At 54.1% G+C, this 17037-nt stretch carries 12 protein-coding genes and 1 pseudogene; 12 read left to right on the top strand and 1 reads right to left on the bottom strand.

The window, feature by feature from the left end; all coding sequences use genetic code 11:
- The first annotated feature begins 55 nt into the window (after positions 1 to 55).
- The 3 genes and pseudogenes from carB (at position 56) to KIS30_00630 (ending at position 6512) form a co-directional block, all read left to right on the top strand.
- Positions 56 to 3133: pseudogene (gene carB, locus KIS30_00620) on the top strand (carbamoyl-phosphate synthase large subunit).
- A 195-nt stretch (positions 3134 to 3328) separates the two neighbouring features.
- Entirely contained in the window at positions 3329 to 5026 is a 1698-nt protein-coding gene (locus KIS30_00625; protein ID MBX8645253.1) for a glycosyltransferase, read from the top strand.
- Between the two features lie 487 nt (positions 5027 to 5513).
- Entirely contained in the window at positions 5514 to 6512 is a 999-nt protein-coding gene (locus tag KIS30_00630) for a site-specific DNA-methyltransferase (protein ID MBX8645254.1), read from the top strand.
- Between the two features lie 11 nt (positions 6513 to 6523).
- Here KIS30_00630 and KIS30_00635 read toward each other — a convergent pair whose 3' ends face one another.
- Positions 6524 to 7033 carry an ACT domain-containing protein gene (locus KIS30_00635; protein MBX8645255.1) on the bottom strand — a complete coding sequence of 170 codons (510 nt, stop codon included), beginning with the start codon at positions 7031 to 7033 and terminating at the stop codon, positions 6524 to 6526.
- Positions 7034 to 7097: 64 nt separating this feature from the next.
- On the opposite strand from KIS30_00635, the gene KIS30_00640 reads away from it, so the two are divergent.
- The 9 genes from KIS30_00640 to KIS30_00680 all read left to right on the top strand — a co-directional run bounded on the left by KIS30_00640 (position 7098) and on the right by KIS30_00680 (position 17007).
- Positions 7098 to 7889 carry a 2-amino-3,7-dideoxy-D-threo-hept-6-ulosonate synthase gene (locus KIS30_00640; GenBank protein MBX8645256.1) on the top strand — a complete coding sequence of 264 codons (792 nt, stop codon included), beginning with the start codon at positions 7098 to 7100 and terminating at the stop codon, positions 7887 to 7889.
- A 2-nt stretch (positions 7890 to 7891) separates the two neighbouring features.
- Entirely contained in the window at positions 7892 to 8917 is a 1026-nt protein-coding gene (locus tag KIS30_00645; GenBank protein MBX8645257.1) for a 3-dehydroquinate synthase II, read from the top strand.
- Positions 8918 to 8923: 6 nt separating this feature from the next.
- Positions 8924 to 10321 carry a type I 3-dehydroquinate dehydratase gene (locus KIS30_00650; protein MBX8645258.1) on the top strand — a complete coding sequence of 466 codons (1398 nt, stop codon included), beginning with the start codon at positions 8924 to 8926 and terminating at the stop codon, positions 10319 to 10321.
- Positions 10322 to 10407: 86 nt separating this feature from the next.
- Positions 10408 to 11181, top strand: a complete 774-nt coding sequence (locus KIS30_00655; GenBank protein ID MBX8645259.1) for a shikimate kinase — start codon at positions 10408 to 10410, stop codon at positions 11179 to 11181.
- Positions 11165 to 12427 (top strand): 3-phosphoshikimate 1-carboxyvinyltransferase, encoded by a 1263-nt coding sequence (aroA, locus tag KIS30_00660; protein ID MBX8645260.1) that lies wholly within the window; start codon positions 11165 to 11167, stop codon positions 12425 to 12427. Before KIS30_00655 ends, aroA begins: the two co-directional genes overlap by 17 nt.
- Entirely contained in the window at positions 12424 to 13503 is a 1080-nt protein-coding gene (aroC, locus tag KIS30_00665; GenBank protein ID MBX8645261.1) for a chorismate synthase, read from the top strand. Before aroA ends, aroC begins: the two co-directional genes overlap by 4 nt.
- A complete protein-coding gene (locus KIS30_00670; GenBank protein MBX8645262.1) occupies positions 13500 to 14597 on the top strand; it encodes a prephenate dehydrogenase/arogenate dehydrogenase family protein in 1098 nt (365 codons plus the stop codon). The genes aroC and KIS30_00670 overlap by 4 nt, the downstream gene beginning before the upstream one ends.
- Positions 14581 to 15639, top strand: coding sequence for an aspartate-semialdehyde dehydrogenase (gene asd, locus KIS30_00675; GenBank protein ID MBX8645263.1), 1059 nt, complete (start codon positions 14581 to 14583; stop codon positions 15637 to 15639). The genes KIS30_00670 and asd overlap by 17 nt, the downstream gene beginning before the upstream one ends.
- Entirely contained in the window at positions 15640 to 17007 is a 1368-nt protein-coding gene (locus KIS30_00680) for an aspartate kinase (protein MBX8645264.1), read from the top strand. It abuts the gene before it with no gap.
- The last annotated feature ends 30 nt before the right edge of the window (positions 17008 to 17037 follow it).

The following is a 17037-nucleotide window of genomic DNA, read 5'->3' on the forward strand; positions in this document are numbered from 1 at the left end:
ATGAAAAAAGTGCTGGTCATTGGCTCTGGCCCGATAGTTATCGGCCAGGCCGCCGAATTTCGACTTCTCGGGAAGCCAGGCTTGCAAGGCTGCCAGAGAGGAGGGATTCCATGTTGTGCTTCTGAACTCCAATCCTGCAACGATACAGAGTGACAGGGAGATTGCAGACACCGTTTACATAGAACCCATGACGGCGGAGACAATCGAGAAGATTATTGAATTAGAGCACATTGACGGCATATTCAGCGGGATGGGAGGGCAGACCGCACTCAACCTGTGCTCCGAACTTTCGGAGAAGGGGATTCTTGCTAGACTCGGCGTGCGTCTCCTCGGGTCCAATGAACATGCGATAAAAGCGGCCGAGGACCGCGAGCTGTTCAGGGAGACGATGACCGACGCCGGTCTTCCGGTGGCAAAGAGTTTTACATGCACTTCGCTGAAGGATTCAAAACTTTTTGTGGAGAAACTGGGCGGCTATCCGGTGATGATCAGATCTGCTTACACTCTGGGTGGAACGGGCAGTGGCATAGTGAGATCTGAAAAGGAGCTGGAATATGTCGTGGGCACCGGACTGGCGAGTTCAAGGATCGGCCAGGTGATTATTGAGGAGAGCATACTTGACTGGGAGGAATATGAATATGAGGTTGTCAGGGACGCCGCGGGCAACTGCATAATAGTCTGCAGCATGGAGAATCTCGATCCGATGGGGGTGCACACCGGCGAAAGCATAGTCATTGCTCCCGCGCAGACGCTGAGCGACAGAGAGCATCAGATGCTTCGCTCATCAGCCATCAGGATTGCCAACGTTCTTGGCATAGAGGGTGCCTGCAATGTGCAGTTTGCTGTTCATCCCCGGACAAGAGAATTACGCGTAGTTGAGGTGAATCCAAGGGTCTCAAGAAGTTCCGCTCTTGCATCCAAGGCAACGGGTTATCCAATAGCGAGAGTTGCTGCCAAGATATCGCTCGGTCTTCATCTTGACGAGATCGAAAACGCAATAACAAAACGGACGAAGGCGGCATTCGAACCCTCGCTTGATTATGTCGTTGTCAAGATACCCAGATGGCCGTTTGACAAGTTCAGAATGGCCGACAGGAAGATAGGCACACAGATGAAGAGCACTGGAGAGACGATGGCGATCGGAAGGACAGTTGAGGAGGCACTCCTGAAGGCGCTGCGCTCTCTCGAACTTGGTCTGCTGGACCTGGACACCGGGGAGGTGTCGGGCTGGACCGATGAACAGCTGATAGAGGAAATAAGGGTTCCGACCGACAGGAGGATATACTGCATCATTGAAGCGCTGAAACGCTCGACGCCTGTGGAGACCATACACGCTGCGTGTCACTGGCATTATTTCTTTCTTGAGAAGCTCAAACGCCTTGTGGACATCGAACGCTCTCTTTCCAGTGGCTCGGCCGGCGCCGCGGAAGAGGCGCTGAGAACAGGTTTCAGCATCGACTACATCAGGCGGATTTCGGGTGTGACCGTCGGTAGCAGGAAGAGCTTCCGGATGGTCGACACATGCGCCTCTGAATTCCTGGCCGAAACGCCTTATTATTACAGCACAACGGTTGGCGAGGATGAGATCGATCGCGGAGAACGGAAGTCTGTACTGATTATCGGCGGAGGTCCGATAAGGATAGGGCAGGGAATCGAGTTCGACTACTGCTGCGTTCACGCCGCTATATCCACGAGGGAAGAGGGATACGATGCGGTGATAATAAACAACAATCCGGAGACGGTTTCCACCGACTTCGACCTGAGTTCCAGGCTCTACTTCGAACCGCTGACACATCAGGATATCATGGATGTTGTGACGAGGGAAAAGCCGTACGGCATTATGACGCAGTTCGGCGGACAGACAGCCCTCAACGCGGCTATGGCGCTTCAGGGCGATGAAAGGGCGCGTATACTCGGCACACCACCTGAGTCCCTTACGCTGGCGGGAAACAGAAAATTGTTCTCCGACTTTGTACGCCGCCTTGGTCTCGAACAGCCTGAATCCGTCTCTGCTTCGTCGAAGGATGATGTGATGAGCTCCGCACAGTCGCTGGGTTATCCGCTCATACTCAGGCCTTCGCATATAATCGGCGGCAGAGGCATGGAGATTGTGCACGATGACGATCAGCTCGCATCGTATCTCGAAGGCGTCAGCGTTACAGGAAAATCGCCTCTGCTCATAGAACGTTATCTCTCCAATGCCATCGAAGTGGACGTCGATGTTGTTTCCGACGGCAGGGACACATTCGTTGCCGGAATTCTTGAGCATGTTGAACAGGCTGGCGTGCACTCCGGAGACGCAACGATGGTTCTGCCGCCGCACACGCTCTCGCCTGATGAGATCGCAGAAATAGAGCGTCAGTCACACCTGCTGACTTCGGCGCTGCATGTGAAGGGGCTGGCCAACTACCAGTTCGCGGTGAGACAAGGAAAGGTATCTGTGCTCGAGGCCAACCCGCGCGGCAGCAGGACTGTTCCGTTCGTTTCAAAGGCCACGGGCATACCGCTTTCCAAGATCGCGACAAAAGTCATTCTGGGGCACAAGCTTGATGAATTCGACCTTATCGGAAAGAAATCGGATCGTGTTGCAGTCAAGGTCTCCGTCTTTCCGTTCATGAAGCTCAGGGGAGTGGACAGCGTGCTCGGACCGGAGATGAAGAGCACGGGCGAAGTCATGGGACTGGGCAGGACATACGCGGAGGCCTACTGGAAGGGATTCACTGCAGCAGGTATGCACCTGCCGCGCGAGGGGGCCGTATACTTTACCGTCAGGGATGAGGACAAAGAACCGCTGCTGCCCATAGCGCAAAAACTCAGGGATCTGGGTTTTGACATCTATGCAACCCGCGGCACTCAGGAGTTTCTCAGGGAAAGGGGCATTCATGCAACGCGGGCATACAGGATATCCGAAAACATGAAGCCGGATGCGCTTGGTCTGATGAGATCCGGGGATGTTTCATTCATCGTCAATACGCCCAGGGTGAGTTCGGGCAGTGTCAGGGACGGCGCAATGATGCGCAGGCTTGCGGTAGAAATCAATATTCCGCTGGCAACGACCATATCCGGTGCCCGCGCAATCTCTGAGGCTATAGAATTCGGCATCAACGGTACGCCTGGCATCGAACGTCTCTGAAGAATGACCGGCGTTGTTCATTCCGACATCCTTATCATCTGCCGGTGTGAACTACCTCGACGCTGCGAACATCGCTTTTTCTGCATTCCTGAAATGAAGAAACGCCGTGCTTGAATCCGGCTTTGCATATTCTACGCTTGTCAAAATAAGTTCATATACGGGCCTATCACCGTAAGCCCTTGTGAGGAAGATGTTTTGAGCGCGGGAGACGTGTCGACTCAGACTATCGGTGAACAGGTTCGAGCCCGTGAAAAGTCACAACCGGGCATTTCGCTCGTGAAGAGACGTTTCTACGCCACGGTCTTAGCTATATTTTCGGCACTTGAAATCGGCCTCGGCGTCTTCGTCGTCAAGTGGAATCACATCTATTCCGCAGCGCTGTTCTTCGTTCTGACGTTCATTTTCATAGGCACGTCTTACGGATTGGCGAGGCAGATAATCGCCCTGACCTCGCGTTACAGACCGTTAAAGAGTCTTGATGCGGCTCCGGCGAACAGGAGAGTCGCTCTGCTCTACGCCACGATGAACGACGTCGTGCCCGAGTGTCTAGGCGCTATCCGCCAGTCCTATCCATGCGACGTGTTTGTTCTGGACGACTCAACAAATAACGAAGCCCGATCAACAGTCGATTCGATTTCCTCCTCAATGGGGTACAGGGTCATCAGGAGAGAAAAGAGACAGGGATTCAAGGCCGGAGCCATCAACAACTGGTTCAGAGAGTACGGTTCTTCGTATGATTACATGGTCCTGTTTGATGCCGATTCCTATCTCCCTCCTGACTGGGTATCCGAAGCGCTGAAGTATGCCGAACACGGAGCAAACAGCAATGTCGCCGTCTTTCAGGGGCTGATCAACATCTGGAATCTTGACACGGAATTTGTCAGGACGCTTGCGCCCATGTCCAGGATAGGTCAGTTCGTGTGGGAAGAGCAGCTTGCCAATGAGCTTGATGCTGTCTTCTGCTACGGTCACAACGTGATGGTGAGGATGAGCTCTCTGAGGGAAATAGGTGGTTTCGTAGAAGGGTACGTGTCAGAGGACTTCGCGACAGCGGTAAGACTTGCCGAGAATGGATGGCACTGTCGCTTCGTTCCTCTCCACACCTATGAGGCAATGCCCGAAAATGTGCGCGGTTTCATCAAGCGGCAGAACAAATGGACAAGGGGATCAATGGAATTCTTCGATCTTTCTCTGAATTCAACACTCAGCGCCGATCGTAAGTTCCTGCTTCTTCAGACGCCGCTCGGTCATTTCACCACGATGCTCCTTCCCATTGGCATGATACTCACAGTTTATGGTTTCACATCTACCGATGCCGGAACGGCCGCATTTCTCAGCGCTTTCCTGTCGAATCCGCTAGGCACTTTCTGGTCCGTGCCTGTGCTGCGTTACCTGCTCGTAGTGAGCATTTTTTCCGCGATACCTAACATACTTGTCAGGCTGAGGTGCGGCATCCGCTATCCAGTGTACCTCCGTGCACGATATCTCAGCTCAGCTGTTTCCGCAATCTCTTTTCCCTACGAATTCAAGAGCATGCTTGCATACCTGAGCACGGGTCTGCGCACGATACCTGTTACGCCGAAAAGCGAGGCTCCGCTGACCATGAGGGAGATATTCCGTCTCTCAAAATATTCCATGACCTTTGAGATCGTGCTAGTGACTGGCATAGCCATGTTCAATCCTCTTGCATCGGTATTCAACTGCACGTGGCTCATTCCGATGCTCCTTTCACCTCTTCTGATAAGGCATTACGGTGGATATCCGCGGGGCGGAATGACGAGCGTGTCCGGAGTTTCGGATTTCAGCCCTTCGTCACTCTTTCCCGATCCTGTGAGCGTGCATTCGGCGCTCTCAGCGTCTGCCTGGACAAACAATGCAGTCACAACTCACTGACAGTGCAAGTGAGGTCCAGATGCGAATTAGGCATCCTCCACGTAATTCGGTGGCTTCCTGCCGAAGAAACCTTGGCAGTTCGTGCTTCGACAGGAACAGCCCCGAGGGATCCTTGAGGGACTCAAGAGTCCCGTCCGTTCTTGCATTCTCTCTACTCGCGTGAATTCGGGCAAGCCCTGCCCTGTTGCCACGATAGTATTCGGGCCTTGTTTTCTGTTTGTCGCTCGCCTTTATAAGCGACATGACTGATAACTTCCGAAGTACCTCGTCGTAACGGAGTGGTGTGGGAAGACTGGCGCGATGCCTCAAGGGATAATCCCGCTTGTCCGTGACGGCGCGGTATAGGGAGGTTTTGAAAGTGAACGAGCGGTCAAAAGACGCGGAGCGGATACCTTCCGGCACATCTTGTCAACGCAAGGGCGGCAGTGTCAGCAGCCCAGGCGATTACAGCGCTAGAACATATCTTTCTGCTGGCGAAGTATCAGATATGCTGGGCATTGGCCTCGATGTCATATATCGCTCCGTAAGAAACGGAACGCTCCTCAGCTCGAGGTCGGCTAGCGGCCAGCACAGATTCAATATCACGGACGTTGAAGCGTTCGACACGTCCGAGCTGCAGCATCCAAAAGGCAACGAGACATCAAACAGAACGCGCATGCGCAGAAGTTATTCGCTCAGAGTGAAGGGTACTCTGCAGCGGATAATCGCGTCAGATTCACGGGCAATGTCTAAGATTGCGGACGGAAGTGTGAATCTTGCGATAACGTCTCCGCCCTACTTTGACACAAAGATGTATTCAGGAGAGGGGACGGTGGACGGGGATCTGGGCAATGTTCACGATCTTGACGAATGGCTCTTCCGGATCGGAATGGTCTGGGCTGAGGTATTCCGTGTGCTACAGCCGGGAAGAAAATTCTTTCTCAATATCATGAATCTTCCCCTGCGTACCGGTGGAAGTTTCAGGACGCTGAATCTTGCGGGTAAGAGCATAGATTTGTGCGAAGCGGTTGGCTTTGTCTTCAGGCGGGACATTGTCTGGCAGAAGACCAACTCCGTGAGGGCCCATTTCGGCACATACCCCTATCCCGGCGGCATACTCATCAACAACGCACACGAGTTTATCCTGGAATTTGAGAAACCCGCGCCCAGAGGGTACAGGAAATATTCGCATGTCGGCAGCGCTGAAAAGGAGAAATCGATACTGGACAAGGATTTCTGGATAGCATTGAAAAAGAGTGACGTATGGCTTATGAACCCCGAACGCAGCGGGACGGGCCGCAAGCATGTTGCGCCGTTTTCAATCGAACTGCCGTCCAGACTCGTGAAGGCCTACAGCTACGTCGGCGAAACTGTTCTTGACCCGTTCGCCGGTTCCGGCACTACGCTGGCAGCTTCGGCCATGCTCGGAAGAAACGGCATAGGTTATGACATAAATCCTTCATTTGTCCGTCAGGCCTATGAGCGTCTTCTGCTTATGCGCAGCTGACGCTGAATACATTATCTCAGCGTGAGTTCGCTGACGCCTTTTGCTCTCTTCAGGAGAGGTATTAGATCCGCCGGTACTTCCGAGGCAGTGACAACATAAAGCTTCGGATGTTCCGTGAAATCAGGGTCCTCCACAATTGCCTGTCTTATGCTTATGCCTGCATCCGCAATGATTCTCGAAACATCCGCCAGTATGCCCGGCTGATCCGCATTGGCTGTCGAAATCTCAATAGTGCTCCACCCCAGCTGAGGAGCCGCGTCCTTGAGATTCGCCAAGGGCCGGAGGAAGCTGAAGAATTTCGAAAGTTCGCCATTCGAGTGTATTGTTTCTGCAGTCGCACGCACGACTCTTCGGTCTACACCGAGTGCTCTCGCTACGGCAACATCGCTGAGTCTTATGTCCCCGCAGTAAATTTTCTTCTCCTTCACGCTCAGCCCGAGACGCAGCATGGCCCTCGCAACCTTCGACTGGCTGGGAAAGAGACCGAATTCTCTGACAATTTCTTCCCACATGTATTTCATTGTATACATCTATACAACAATGTATAAATATGTTGTCAGGTTAGCACCATGTTACGGGTTAACAATGATAGGGAAGCAAATCAGGTTAGAGCGCATATTTGACAGGAAGACTTCCTTCGCGCTGGTTGTTCCGATGGACCATGGTATTTCGGAGGGTCCGCTCTCGGGCATAACCGATATAAGGGAGACCATTGATAAAGTTTCGCACGGTGGCGCAACGGCGATCGTGATACACAAAGGCCTCGTGGCATACGGCCACCGCGGGTACGGAAAGGACGTGGGTCTGATCATTCATATATCGGCGAGCACGAAACTTTCGCCGTCGCCAAACACAAAGGTGATTGTCACTGATGTCGAGGAAGGAATACAGCTGGGAGCGGACGCGATTTCCCTTCATGTCAATGTTGGTGCAGAGGGGGATGACGTGATGCTTGCAGATGCAGGCGAAGTCGTGCGAAAGTGCAGGAACTGGGGAATGCCCCTGCTAGCAATGATGTACCCCCGCGGAAAGGACATCAAAGATCCATATGATGTCGAACACCTCAAGCATGTTGCACGAGTGGGTGCAGAACTCGGGGCAGACGTAGTGAAAGTGAATTACACCGGGTCAGAGGAAACCTTCAGGGAGGTTGTCAGGGGATGCCCCGCACCTCTTCTGATTGCAGGCGGACCGAAGCTCGATTCTGATATTGAGGTGCTGAAGATGGTGAAAGGTGCAATGAATGCCGGAGCCAGAGGCATATCCATTGGCAGGAACATATGGCAGCACAGGGATCCGACTGCGATGACAGGTGCCCTCGCATCCATCATATTCAACGGTGCCGAACCGGACGAGGCAATCAAGCTGCTGGGATAACGTTGGCCGCTTCAAAATTCATATGGATAAGGGCGGATCATCTGCACGGGAAGGAACGGCAGAGATTTGTAATGGATGCAGTCGAACTCGGTTTCACCGATATTGTCGTGGAAAGCGGCGACGAGGCACTGGCAAAAGGAGCACGCTTCCACGCCCTTCACATCAGCGGTAACGAGCTGACTGCCGACGGAAACAGGATCGGCACCTTCATCAGCATAAGTTCAGAAAGGGATATGCCAGCGGAGTCGGAACTCCGCCCTGGCTATCTTGTGGTGGACGCAAGGGACTGGAAAGTCATTCCACTGGAGAATCTCATCGCACTCTGTGCGAACAGAGGCATAACACTCGTCGCAGTTGCGCGCACAAAGGAGGAAGCCCTTCTCTTTCTCAATACACTGGAGGTCGGTGTCGACGGAATACTCGCGTCTGTTTCATCCAGGCAGGAACTGTCTGGTTTTGCTGAAATACTGAGCGCAGTAACTCCTCCGTGTCCTCTTGAGAGTGCTGAGATTTTGTCTGTGAGGCAAGCAGGCATGGGTGACAGGGTATGCGTTGATACATGCTCCATGCTTGAGGAAGGGGAAGGGATGCTCGTCGGCTCGCAGTCAGGCGTGCTGTTCCTGATACATTCTGAAACACTGAAGGCAAAGTACGTTAACGCAAGGCCGTTCAGGGTCAATGCCGGACCCGTTCATTCCTATCTGCTCCTGCAGGGCGGAAAGACCGGATATCTCTCCGAGCTCAGGGCCGGAACAGAAGTACCGGCGGTGCGCATTGACGGAAGGGTCCGGAATGTTACTGTCGGCAGGGTCAAGATAGAAAGAAGACCGCTCATACTGATCGAAGCAACAGTGAGGGGAAAAGAATGCAGCATCCTGCTGCAGAATGCCGAAACAGTGAATCTGTGCACCGAGGGGGAGCCGATTCCAGCCACGGAGCTCAAGAAGGGCGATCGCGTTCTTGTGCACGTCCAGGAAGGAGCACGTCACTTCGGCATGAGCATCTCGGAAACGATTGTGGAGAGGTAACAACCGATGATATGTGTTGCGCTGAAGGGCCCGACGCCGGACGAGATGATCGCCAAAGCATCGAGGGCCGTCGCTGCAGGCGCAGGCATGTTAGAGTACAGGATCGACTCGTTGAGGGACCCGTCCCCCGAGTCGCTTAGGAAACTCTCCGCAGTCGGCGCAATCAAGATTGCGACGCTCAAGGGACGTTCGCTGAAGCTCGTGGAGAGGGCCGACGCCCCGGAGCTGTTCTCGTCGTTCGAATATGTGGACATGGAAATGGAAGACGCGGGTCGCGTCAAATTTCCCGAACGGATGCGGTCAAAGCTAGTCGTGTCCCATCACGGACCGTTGAGATCAAGCGATGAACTGAATGCAATCGTGCGGACGGAATTGGAATCCGGCGCAATTGCAAAGTGTGTCGGCACACTTGGAAATTTTGCCGAAGCGTCTATTCTTGCGACGCCTGAAGCAGTCAGTGAGCCGCACAGGGTGATGGCTTTTTCGACCGGCCCTGCAGGGCTGCTGACCAGGCTCGCTTCGCTGAGGAACGGGGCGCCATGGACCTATGCTTCCCTTTCAGATGAGGAACGGACTGCTGACGGCCAGCCGGTCTTTTCAGATTTGCTTGAAATGCACAACGGTCTGGTTAACGTGCTGATAGGGGCAGATGTGTCGCACAGCCCGTCACCACTTATACAGAATTATGCGCTTGCAAGGAACAGGATCCGCGGCAGGTACGTAGCGCTATCCATCGGAAGCAGGGAAGAGCTGGAGCCTTTCTTCCGTTGCGCCAGGGCCGCAGGCGTAAGAGGCGTCAACATAACCATGCCGTACAAAACAGATGCGATGGCGCTGATGTCAGAAATAGATGTACAGGCCAGCAGGATCGGCGCGATCAACACTGTTGTCATAGACGGAGAACGTATGCGCGGTTACAACACCGATTACGCCGCAGTCAGGCAGCTTATCGGAAGCCTGCCACACCGCCGTGCTCTTGTGATAGGATCTGGCGGTGCAGCGAGATCCGCCGTCGCGGCGCTGAACCATTCTGATCTCACTGTCATTTCCAGGAATGCTGCGCGGAGCAGAGCGATGGCCCTTTCGATGGGAATAGAGAACGGTACATTCGTAGCCGGCAGCAGTTATGATATTGTCATCAATGCCACACCGGTTGGAATGGATGGCAGACAGGGCGGATTACCGGAAGGAGTGGCTTCGTGCACGTTCGGTACAGTAATGGATTTTGTCTATTCGAAGAAGAAGACGCCATACCGACTGCTGGCCGAAGATCAGTCATGCCGCTACATTGGCGGTGCCGAAATACTTGCGAAACAGGCTGCCGAATCATTCAATCTCTGGACCGGAACGGATGCACCGCTGGAGGACATGCTCTCGATACTCAGAAAGGAGGGATTCAACTGACCTTCGACGGCGTCCGAACAGAACACGGCGCAGGCACAATAGTCAGCGGCATAGGCTCCTTCCGCGGGGTCACATTCGGAACGGACATGAAGAGCATTGCCAGAGTGCAGATCAGCAGGGGCGGCGGAACGTCCGTCGTGCTCAAAGGGGATGAGAAGGACACATCTCTTGTGAAACAATGCATTGCCACGGTGCGGCATCACAACAGGACAGGAATGAAAGGCCTGTATGTTGAGGTGGAATCGGAGATACCGCCTTCCAGGGGTATGAAGAGCAGCAGCAGCGTCTCCCTCGCCGTCATCGGTGCTCTGCTTGACGCGTTCGGTTCACACGTGACGACACAGCAGCTGCTCCGTTATTCAGCGATCGCCTCTATGCGTGCTGGCGTTTCTGTCACCGGAGCATTCGATGATGCTGCTGCCTGCCATCTCGGCGGTCTCATATTTGCAGACAACAGGCGGATGACGATTGTGAGGAGGAAACTCGTGAACAGCAGGTATTCCGCTGTCTTCGTCATTCCTGAAAGGAAGATACGCAAGAACAGCCTGCCGCTCCACGGTCTGAGGAGAAGGAGGACTGACATGATAGCGCTCTACGGGCTTGCACTCCGCTCCATGTACAGGGAGGCGACCATGTCAAACACGCTGCTGCTCTGTAATCTGCTGGGAATAAATCCCGCTCCTCTGTTCATTTCAATGCTTGCGGGTGCAAGTGTGTCCGGACTTTCAGGGACCGGACCTGCCTTTTTTGCAATAGTGGAGAAGGGGAGAGCGGGGAGTGTGGCCCGCGCACTGAAGGGGTACGGGAGGACTGTTGTATGCGGATTGAGGGGTGTTTCCGAACATGGAATTATTTTCTGAGAAATCCGCCGCCCTCTCCGGGTCTCTGGCGGCTCCGCCTTCCAAGAGTATAACACATCGCGCTCTGCTCTTTGGACTGATGTCCGGCGGAAGGATGGAGATAGATCATCCTCTCCTGAGTGACGATACGGAGAGCACGCTGGCAGCGACAGTGCTGATGGGCGCCGAAGTGAAGAGGGGGAAGACCCTTTCAATTGAGTCTGACATGCATCAGGCATCCGATGTCATAAACGCGCGCAATTCCGGCACTACTGCACGACTGACAAGTTCCATCTGCGCGCTCACGGACGGTTACGCGGTGATCACGGGGGACGATTCACTCCGCCGTAGACCCATGGGGCCGATTATGGACGCCGTGAGGCAGCTCGGCGGAACCGCTTTTTCCACGCTCGGCAACGACAGGCTGCCTGCAGTCTTTGGCGGAAAACTGAAGCGCGAATATGCAACAATTCGCGGAGACATCAGCTCACAGTTTGCGTCCTCCCTTGCAATGTCTTGTCCTTTGAAGAGCGGGAGCACTGAGATCGAGATTGAGGGCGGCATACAATCGGAACGCTATCTCGCTCTCACGCTGGAAATGGTCAAATATTTCGGCGGGGAGGCAAGACTCGAAAGCAACAGTCTCTTCTTCAAAGGCGACGGCGCATACAGGCCACGCAATATATCGATTCCTGGCGATTATTCCTCTGCTGCATTTATGCTGGCTGCCGCGGCTGTAACCGGCGGCACATTGAGCGTGAGTAACCTTTCAGACACATTCACTCAGGCAGATGCAAGCATTGCCGGCACGCTTCGTCTCTTCGGTTGCAAAGTGACTGAGCGGTCCGGCTCATTGACCGTTGAAAGCGGCCGGCTCACTTCCGCCGATATCGACTGTTCCCAGTGTCCTGATCTCTTTCCGGTGCTCTGTGTGGTTGCATCCTTTGCCGGCGGGGAAAGCACTGTGCGCGGTTCCATGAATCTCAGGCTCAAGGAGACGGACAGGATTGAAACTACATCAATGATGCTCAAAAGCATGGGCGTCCGATTCAGTGGCGAAGGCGAGACGCTTCGTATACGGGGGGGCCCTGTAAGAGGAGGCGTCGTTGAATCGCATGGAGATCACAGGATCGCGATGGCGGCGTGTGTGGCAGGCCTCTCTTCAGAAAAAGGAGTGAGGGTTAACGGCGCAGAATGTTTCTCCGTTTCATACCCCGGCTTCGTCGAGGACATAAGGGCAGCGGGCGGGATGGTGACATTGAAATGAATAGCATTGGAACAGCACTCAGACTGACTGTATTCGGAGAGAGTCACGGCGAACTTGTAGGCGCGGTGCTCGACGGTCTGCCCGCGGGCATGACGGTCGACATGAATGCACTGAACAGGGAGATTGAAATGCGCAAGCCAGCCCAGCTGATTGGCACCGCCAGGCATGAGGCTGATGAAGTGAGTGTGGCATCAGGCGTCAGGGACGGCGTTCTCACCGGAACGCCGATACTGTTCACGATGGCCAACAGAGATGTCAGAAGTGCTTCCTACACCGACCTGCAGTTCATTCCGAGGCCAGGTCATGCGGATTACACTGCGTTTGTGAAGTACGGCGGACGATCCGACTTCAGAGGCGGAGGTCAGTTCTCCGGCAGACTGACAGCTCCGATAGTTGCGGCCGGAGCCGTCGCAAGACAATATCTCGCGTCCAGGGGCATTCGCGTTGCGGCGCACGTGGTATCCATAGGAACAGTTGCAGACGGCACCGAATATGGGTTCGAAACCGTTGAGAGTAACCGCTTCGGCAATGAAGTGCGCTGCATCGATGCGGAAGCAGCCGCCAGGATGAGGGACGCTATTCTGGCTGCAAGAAGCGATGGAGACAGCCTGGGAGGAACAATAAGATGCATCGCTTCCGGCGTACCGGCGGGGCTGGGAGAGCCTTTCTTCGACACAGTGGAGGGAGAGATATCGAGATTCATGTTTGCCATACCTGCAGTCAAGGGCATAGAGTTCGGCACCGGTTTCCGTGGTTCGGCAACGAGGGGCAGCCAGAACAACGATTCTTTCATTGTTGCACCAGACGGAAAAGGAGTGGTCACGGCAACTAACAATGCCGGCGGCATCAACGGAGGCATAACAAACGGAATGCCAGTTGTGTTCAGGGTCGCGGTGAAACCCACTTCCTCTATATCAGCAAAACAGCGCAGCGTGGACCTCAGGACGATGCGGGAGACGGATCTTGTCGTCAAGGGCAGGCACGATCCCTGCATCGTTCCACGCGCAGTCATTGTCGTGGAAGCCGCGCTCTGCATTGTTCTTGCGGATCTGTATCTCAGGAGCGGATTGAAATGACGGAAGAAACACTCACCTCCGTTAGACGGAGGATTGGCGAAATCGATGAGGAAATAATGCGGCTGGTATGCAGCAGGATAAAGGAGGCTGAGAAAATAGGGAAGATCAAGAGGGACAGGAGAGTACCGGTGAGAGATTTCACGGTCGAAGCGCAGGTTATAGAACGCGCTGAATCGGTTTGCGAAAGCAGCGGCATCGACAGGCAGATCGGCAGAGATATTGCCAAATCCCTCATACTGGCATCCGTCTCCGCACAGACGTCCAGCAGTACGCCAGTCTATGAGGGAAAGTCCAGGAAGATACTCATCGTCGGCGGAAGCGGCAAGATGGGCAGATGGTATGCGAACTTCTTCAATGTTCAGGGGCATGAAGTGATAGTAAATGATATAGTACCTTCTTCAGGATACAGATTCGACGGAGATCTCCTCCATGCTGCCAAATCGGCCGACATCATACTTCTGTCCACCCCTATTTCAGCAACTGCAGGGCTTCTGTCGACGCTGATAGATGCTGGATGCGACGCTACCATAATGGACGGATGCAGCCTGAAATCACCCCTCATGTCCGAGATAAGGCGGGGCATTCTGAAGGGCACAAAGATTGCGAGCATTCATCCCATGTTCGGCCCCGGGACAAGAATGCTGGCAGATCAGAATCTCGTCATATGCGACTGCGGCAGCAGGGATGCGGTCGAGGATGCATCATCGCTCTTCAGGGACACCAGCCTCAACATAACCGTGCTGGAACTTGAACGACATGATGAACTGATGGCATATGTGCTTGGCGCTACGCACGCTCTGAACATAGCATTTTTCAACATGCTTGCCGGAAGCGCCTTTTCAAAGGCGGAGCTGAGCAGGTTCGCGAGCACGACGTTCACGCACCAGCTTTCGACTGCATCAGACGTGGCAAACGAAAATCCGATGCTGTATTATGAGATACAGAATATGAATATTTACAGGAGCACCGTCTTTTCAACTCTCATAAAGTCGATGGAAGAGGTCAGGGACTGCGCTTTCAGCGGCAGGCCAGATGCATTTACTTCTCTCATGAAGAAAGGCAGGGAGTACATGGGGGATGCACGCCGTGAGTAGCAGCATACGTTCCGCAGTGCTTGGTGCAAGCGGCGTCGTTGGACAGCGCTTCTGCGAACTGCTGTCCGGGCATCCTTTCTTTTCTCCTCCCGATCTGTACAGTTCAGAAAAGAGCGGAGGCAGGAAGCTGCGTGATGTACTCACCATTCCAGAGCCGAGGATATCCGACGAGCTTCTTGAGTGCAGGATTGAGGCTATTGATCTGCCTTCAATAAAGAGGGAGAAGTATGATATAATCTTCAGTGCGCTGCCGACAAAGGTTGCAGGCGACCTGGAGCTGGAGCTCGCCGAGGCTGGAGGCAGGGTATTCACCAACGCCTCTCCGAACCGCATGCGCAGCGATGTTCCGCTCGTGGTGCCCGAGGTGAATCATGAGCATCTCTCCATGGTCATCGGAGGCGGCGGCTTCATTGTGGCGAACGGAAACTGCAGCGCGATAGGCCTTGCGATGGGTTTGAAACCGCTGCAGCCGTTCGGCATACGGAGCGTGGAGGTGACAACGCTGCAGGCACTGAGCGGGGCCGGCTATCCGGGCGTTCCTTCACTCGATGCTCTCTCAAACGTCATTCCGTACATAGACGCGGAAGAGGAAAAACTTACTGAAGAGATACCTAAGATGTTCGGCAGTATTGACGGCAGAACAATACGGAATGCATCAATGGATGTCAACGCAACGTGCACTAGGGTTGCCGTCAGGGATGGGCACACTGAATCCGTCACCGTCATTTTGGAAAACAGTGTCGACGAAGATGCTGTGGCTGCCGCATTCACAAATTTCAGATCTCTGCCTCAGGAGTTCTCGCTTCCGACCGCTCCTGCAGTGCCTGTGATATTAAGACGGGAGAATAACAGACCTCAGCCGTTGCTGGACGTCAATGCAGGCGAGCCTTCGAGGGCGAGAGGCATGGCAGCCACGGTCGGTCGTCTTCGCGTGAAAGGCAATGCCGTAAGATTTGTCATACTGACGCACAACACGATACGCGGGGCAGCGGGCGGCTCGGTTCTGAATGCTGAAATTGTGCACAAACTGGGTGGTGTCTGATTGAAACCGGTCGTGATGAAATTCGGAGGCTCATGCCTGAAAAATGCCGACGGCCTGAGGCAGCTGATTGAACACACGTCTGCAGAAAAAAACTGTGCAGTCGTTGTCAGCGCGATCTCCGGTGTGACAGACACAATACTGCAGACGATTACCGGCAGGCTCAGCGAGAAGAAAATAGCCGCTCTCATTTCCGCACTCAGGGAGAGGCATGTGTCCATACTCTCGGAAGTCTCGCCCGGCACGCAGTTTGACGGCAGTCTGAAGGACATGGACGAGCTGCTAAAGAATCTGGAAAGGCTGCTCTATGGTATCTACTACACAGGAGAGCTCACACCGCGCATGAGGGCTCTTATTCTTAGCATAGGCGAACGTCTGTCGGCCCGCGTGGTGTCCCACGTCCTCGAGAGTTCGGGCATACGGTCAAAGTTTTTCGAGGCAGACTCGCTCGGAATAGTCACAGACAGCAATTACGAGAGCGCCACTGCCGACCTTTCACTCACAAAGAAGATTGCCGGAAAGAAACTCCTTTCCGCACTGAGATCCGGCAAGGTTCCTGTGGTGACTGGCTTTTTCGGCAGGGATGCAAGGAAACACGTCACTCTTCTTGGCAGAAACGGCACCGATTACAGCGCGTCCGTGGTCGCTTACGCCATCGGCGCGCGTAAACTGATCATATGGAAGGACGTGGACGGTTTCCTGACAGCCGATCCGTCCCTTGTTCCGCAGGCTAAACTGATTGATGAGATATCGTACGACGAGGCGGCAGAACTGTCATATTTCGGCGCTGAGGTGCTTCACCCCAAGGCCGTAGACCCTGCCAGGCTCGGAAACATCGAGTTGAGAATCAGGAATATAGCCAATCCGTCATCAAGGGGCACACTCATAACTTCGAGCAAGAGAGAGACGACAGGCGTTGTAAAGAGCGTCTCCTGTCTCAAGGATCTGGGCATACTGCGCGTCTATGTGACCGGAGGAGGCTACACGTCTGGAACGATATCCGTCATCTCGGGTCATCTCGGAAGAGAGGGCGTCAACATAATTTCAGCGACGACATCACAGACGTGTATCTCCTTCCTCATAGGCATCGAGGATCTTGACAGATCCTCGGAAGCGCTGTCCAGGTTGATGTCCAGCGGACTGGACAAGCTTGAGAAGGAGAGGAATGTTGCACTGCTCTGTGCCGTTGGCGAAGGGCTGGGCAGGACACGCGGAATAGCAGCAAAAGTTTTCGGCGCCGTTTCCGAAGTCGGCGTCAACATAGGCATGATGTCAGCCGGCGCTTCTACCGTCGCCTATCACTTCACTGTGTCGATGAAGGATCTGCAGGTTGCCGCCCGCTCCGTTCACAACGTCTTTTTCGGAGGCTGATGCTATTGCTGTTCAGGCAGAGCTTATCAA

Source organism: Candidatus Sysuiplasma acidicola (assembly GCA_019721035.1).
Classification (GTDB): Archaea; Thermoplasmatota; Thermoplasmata; order Sysuiplasmatales; family Sysuiplasmataceae; genus Sysuiplasma; species Sysuiplasma acidicola.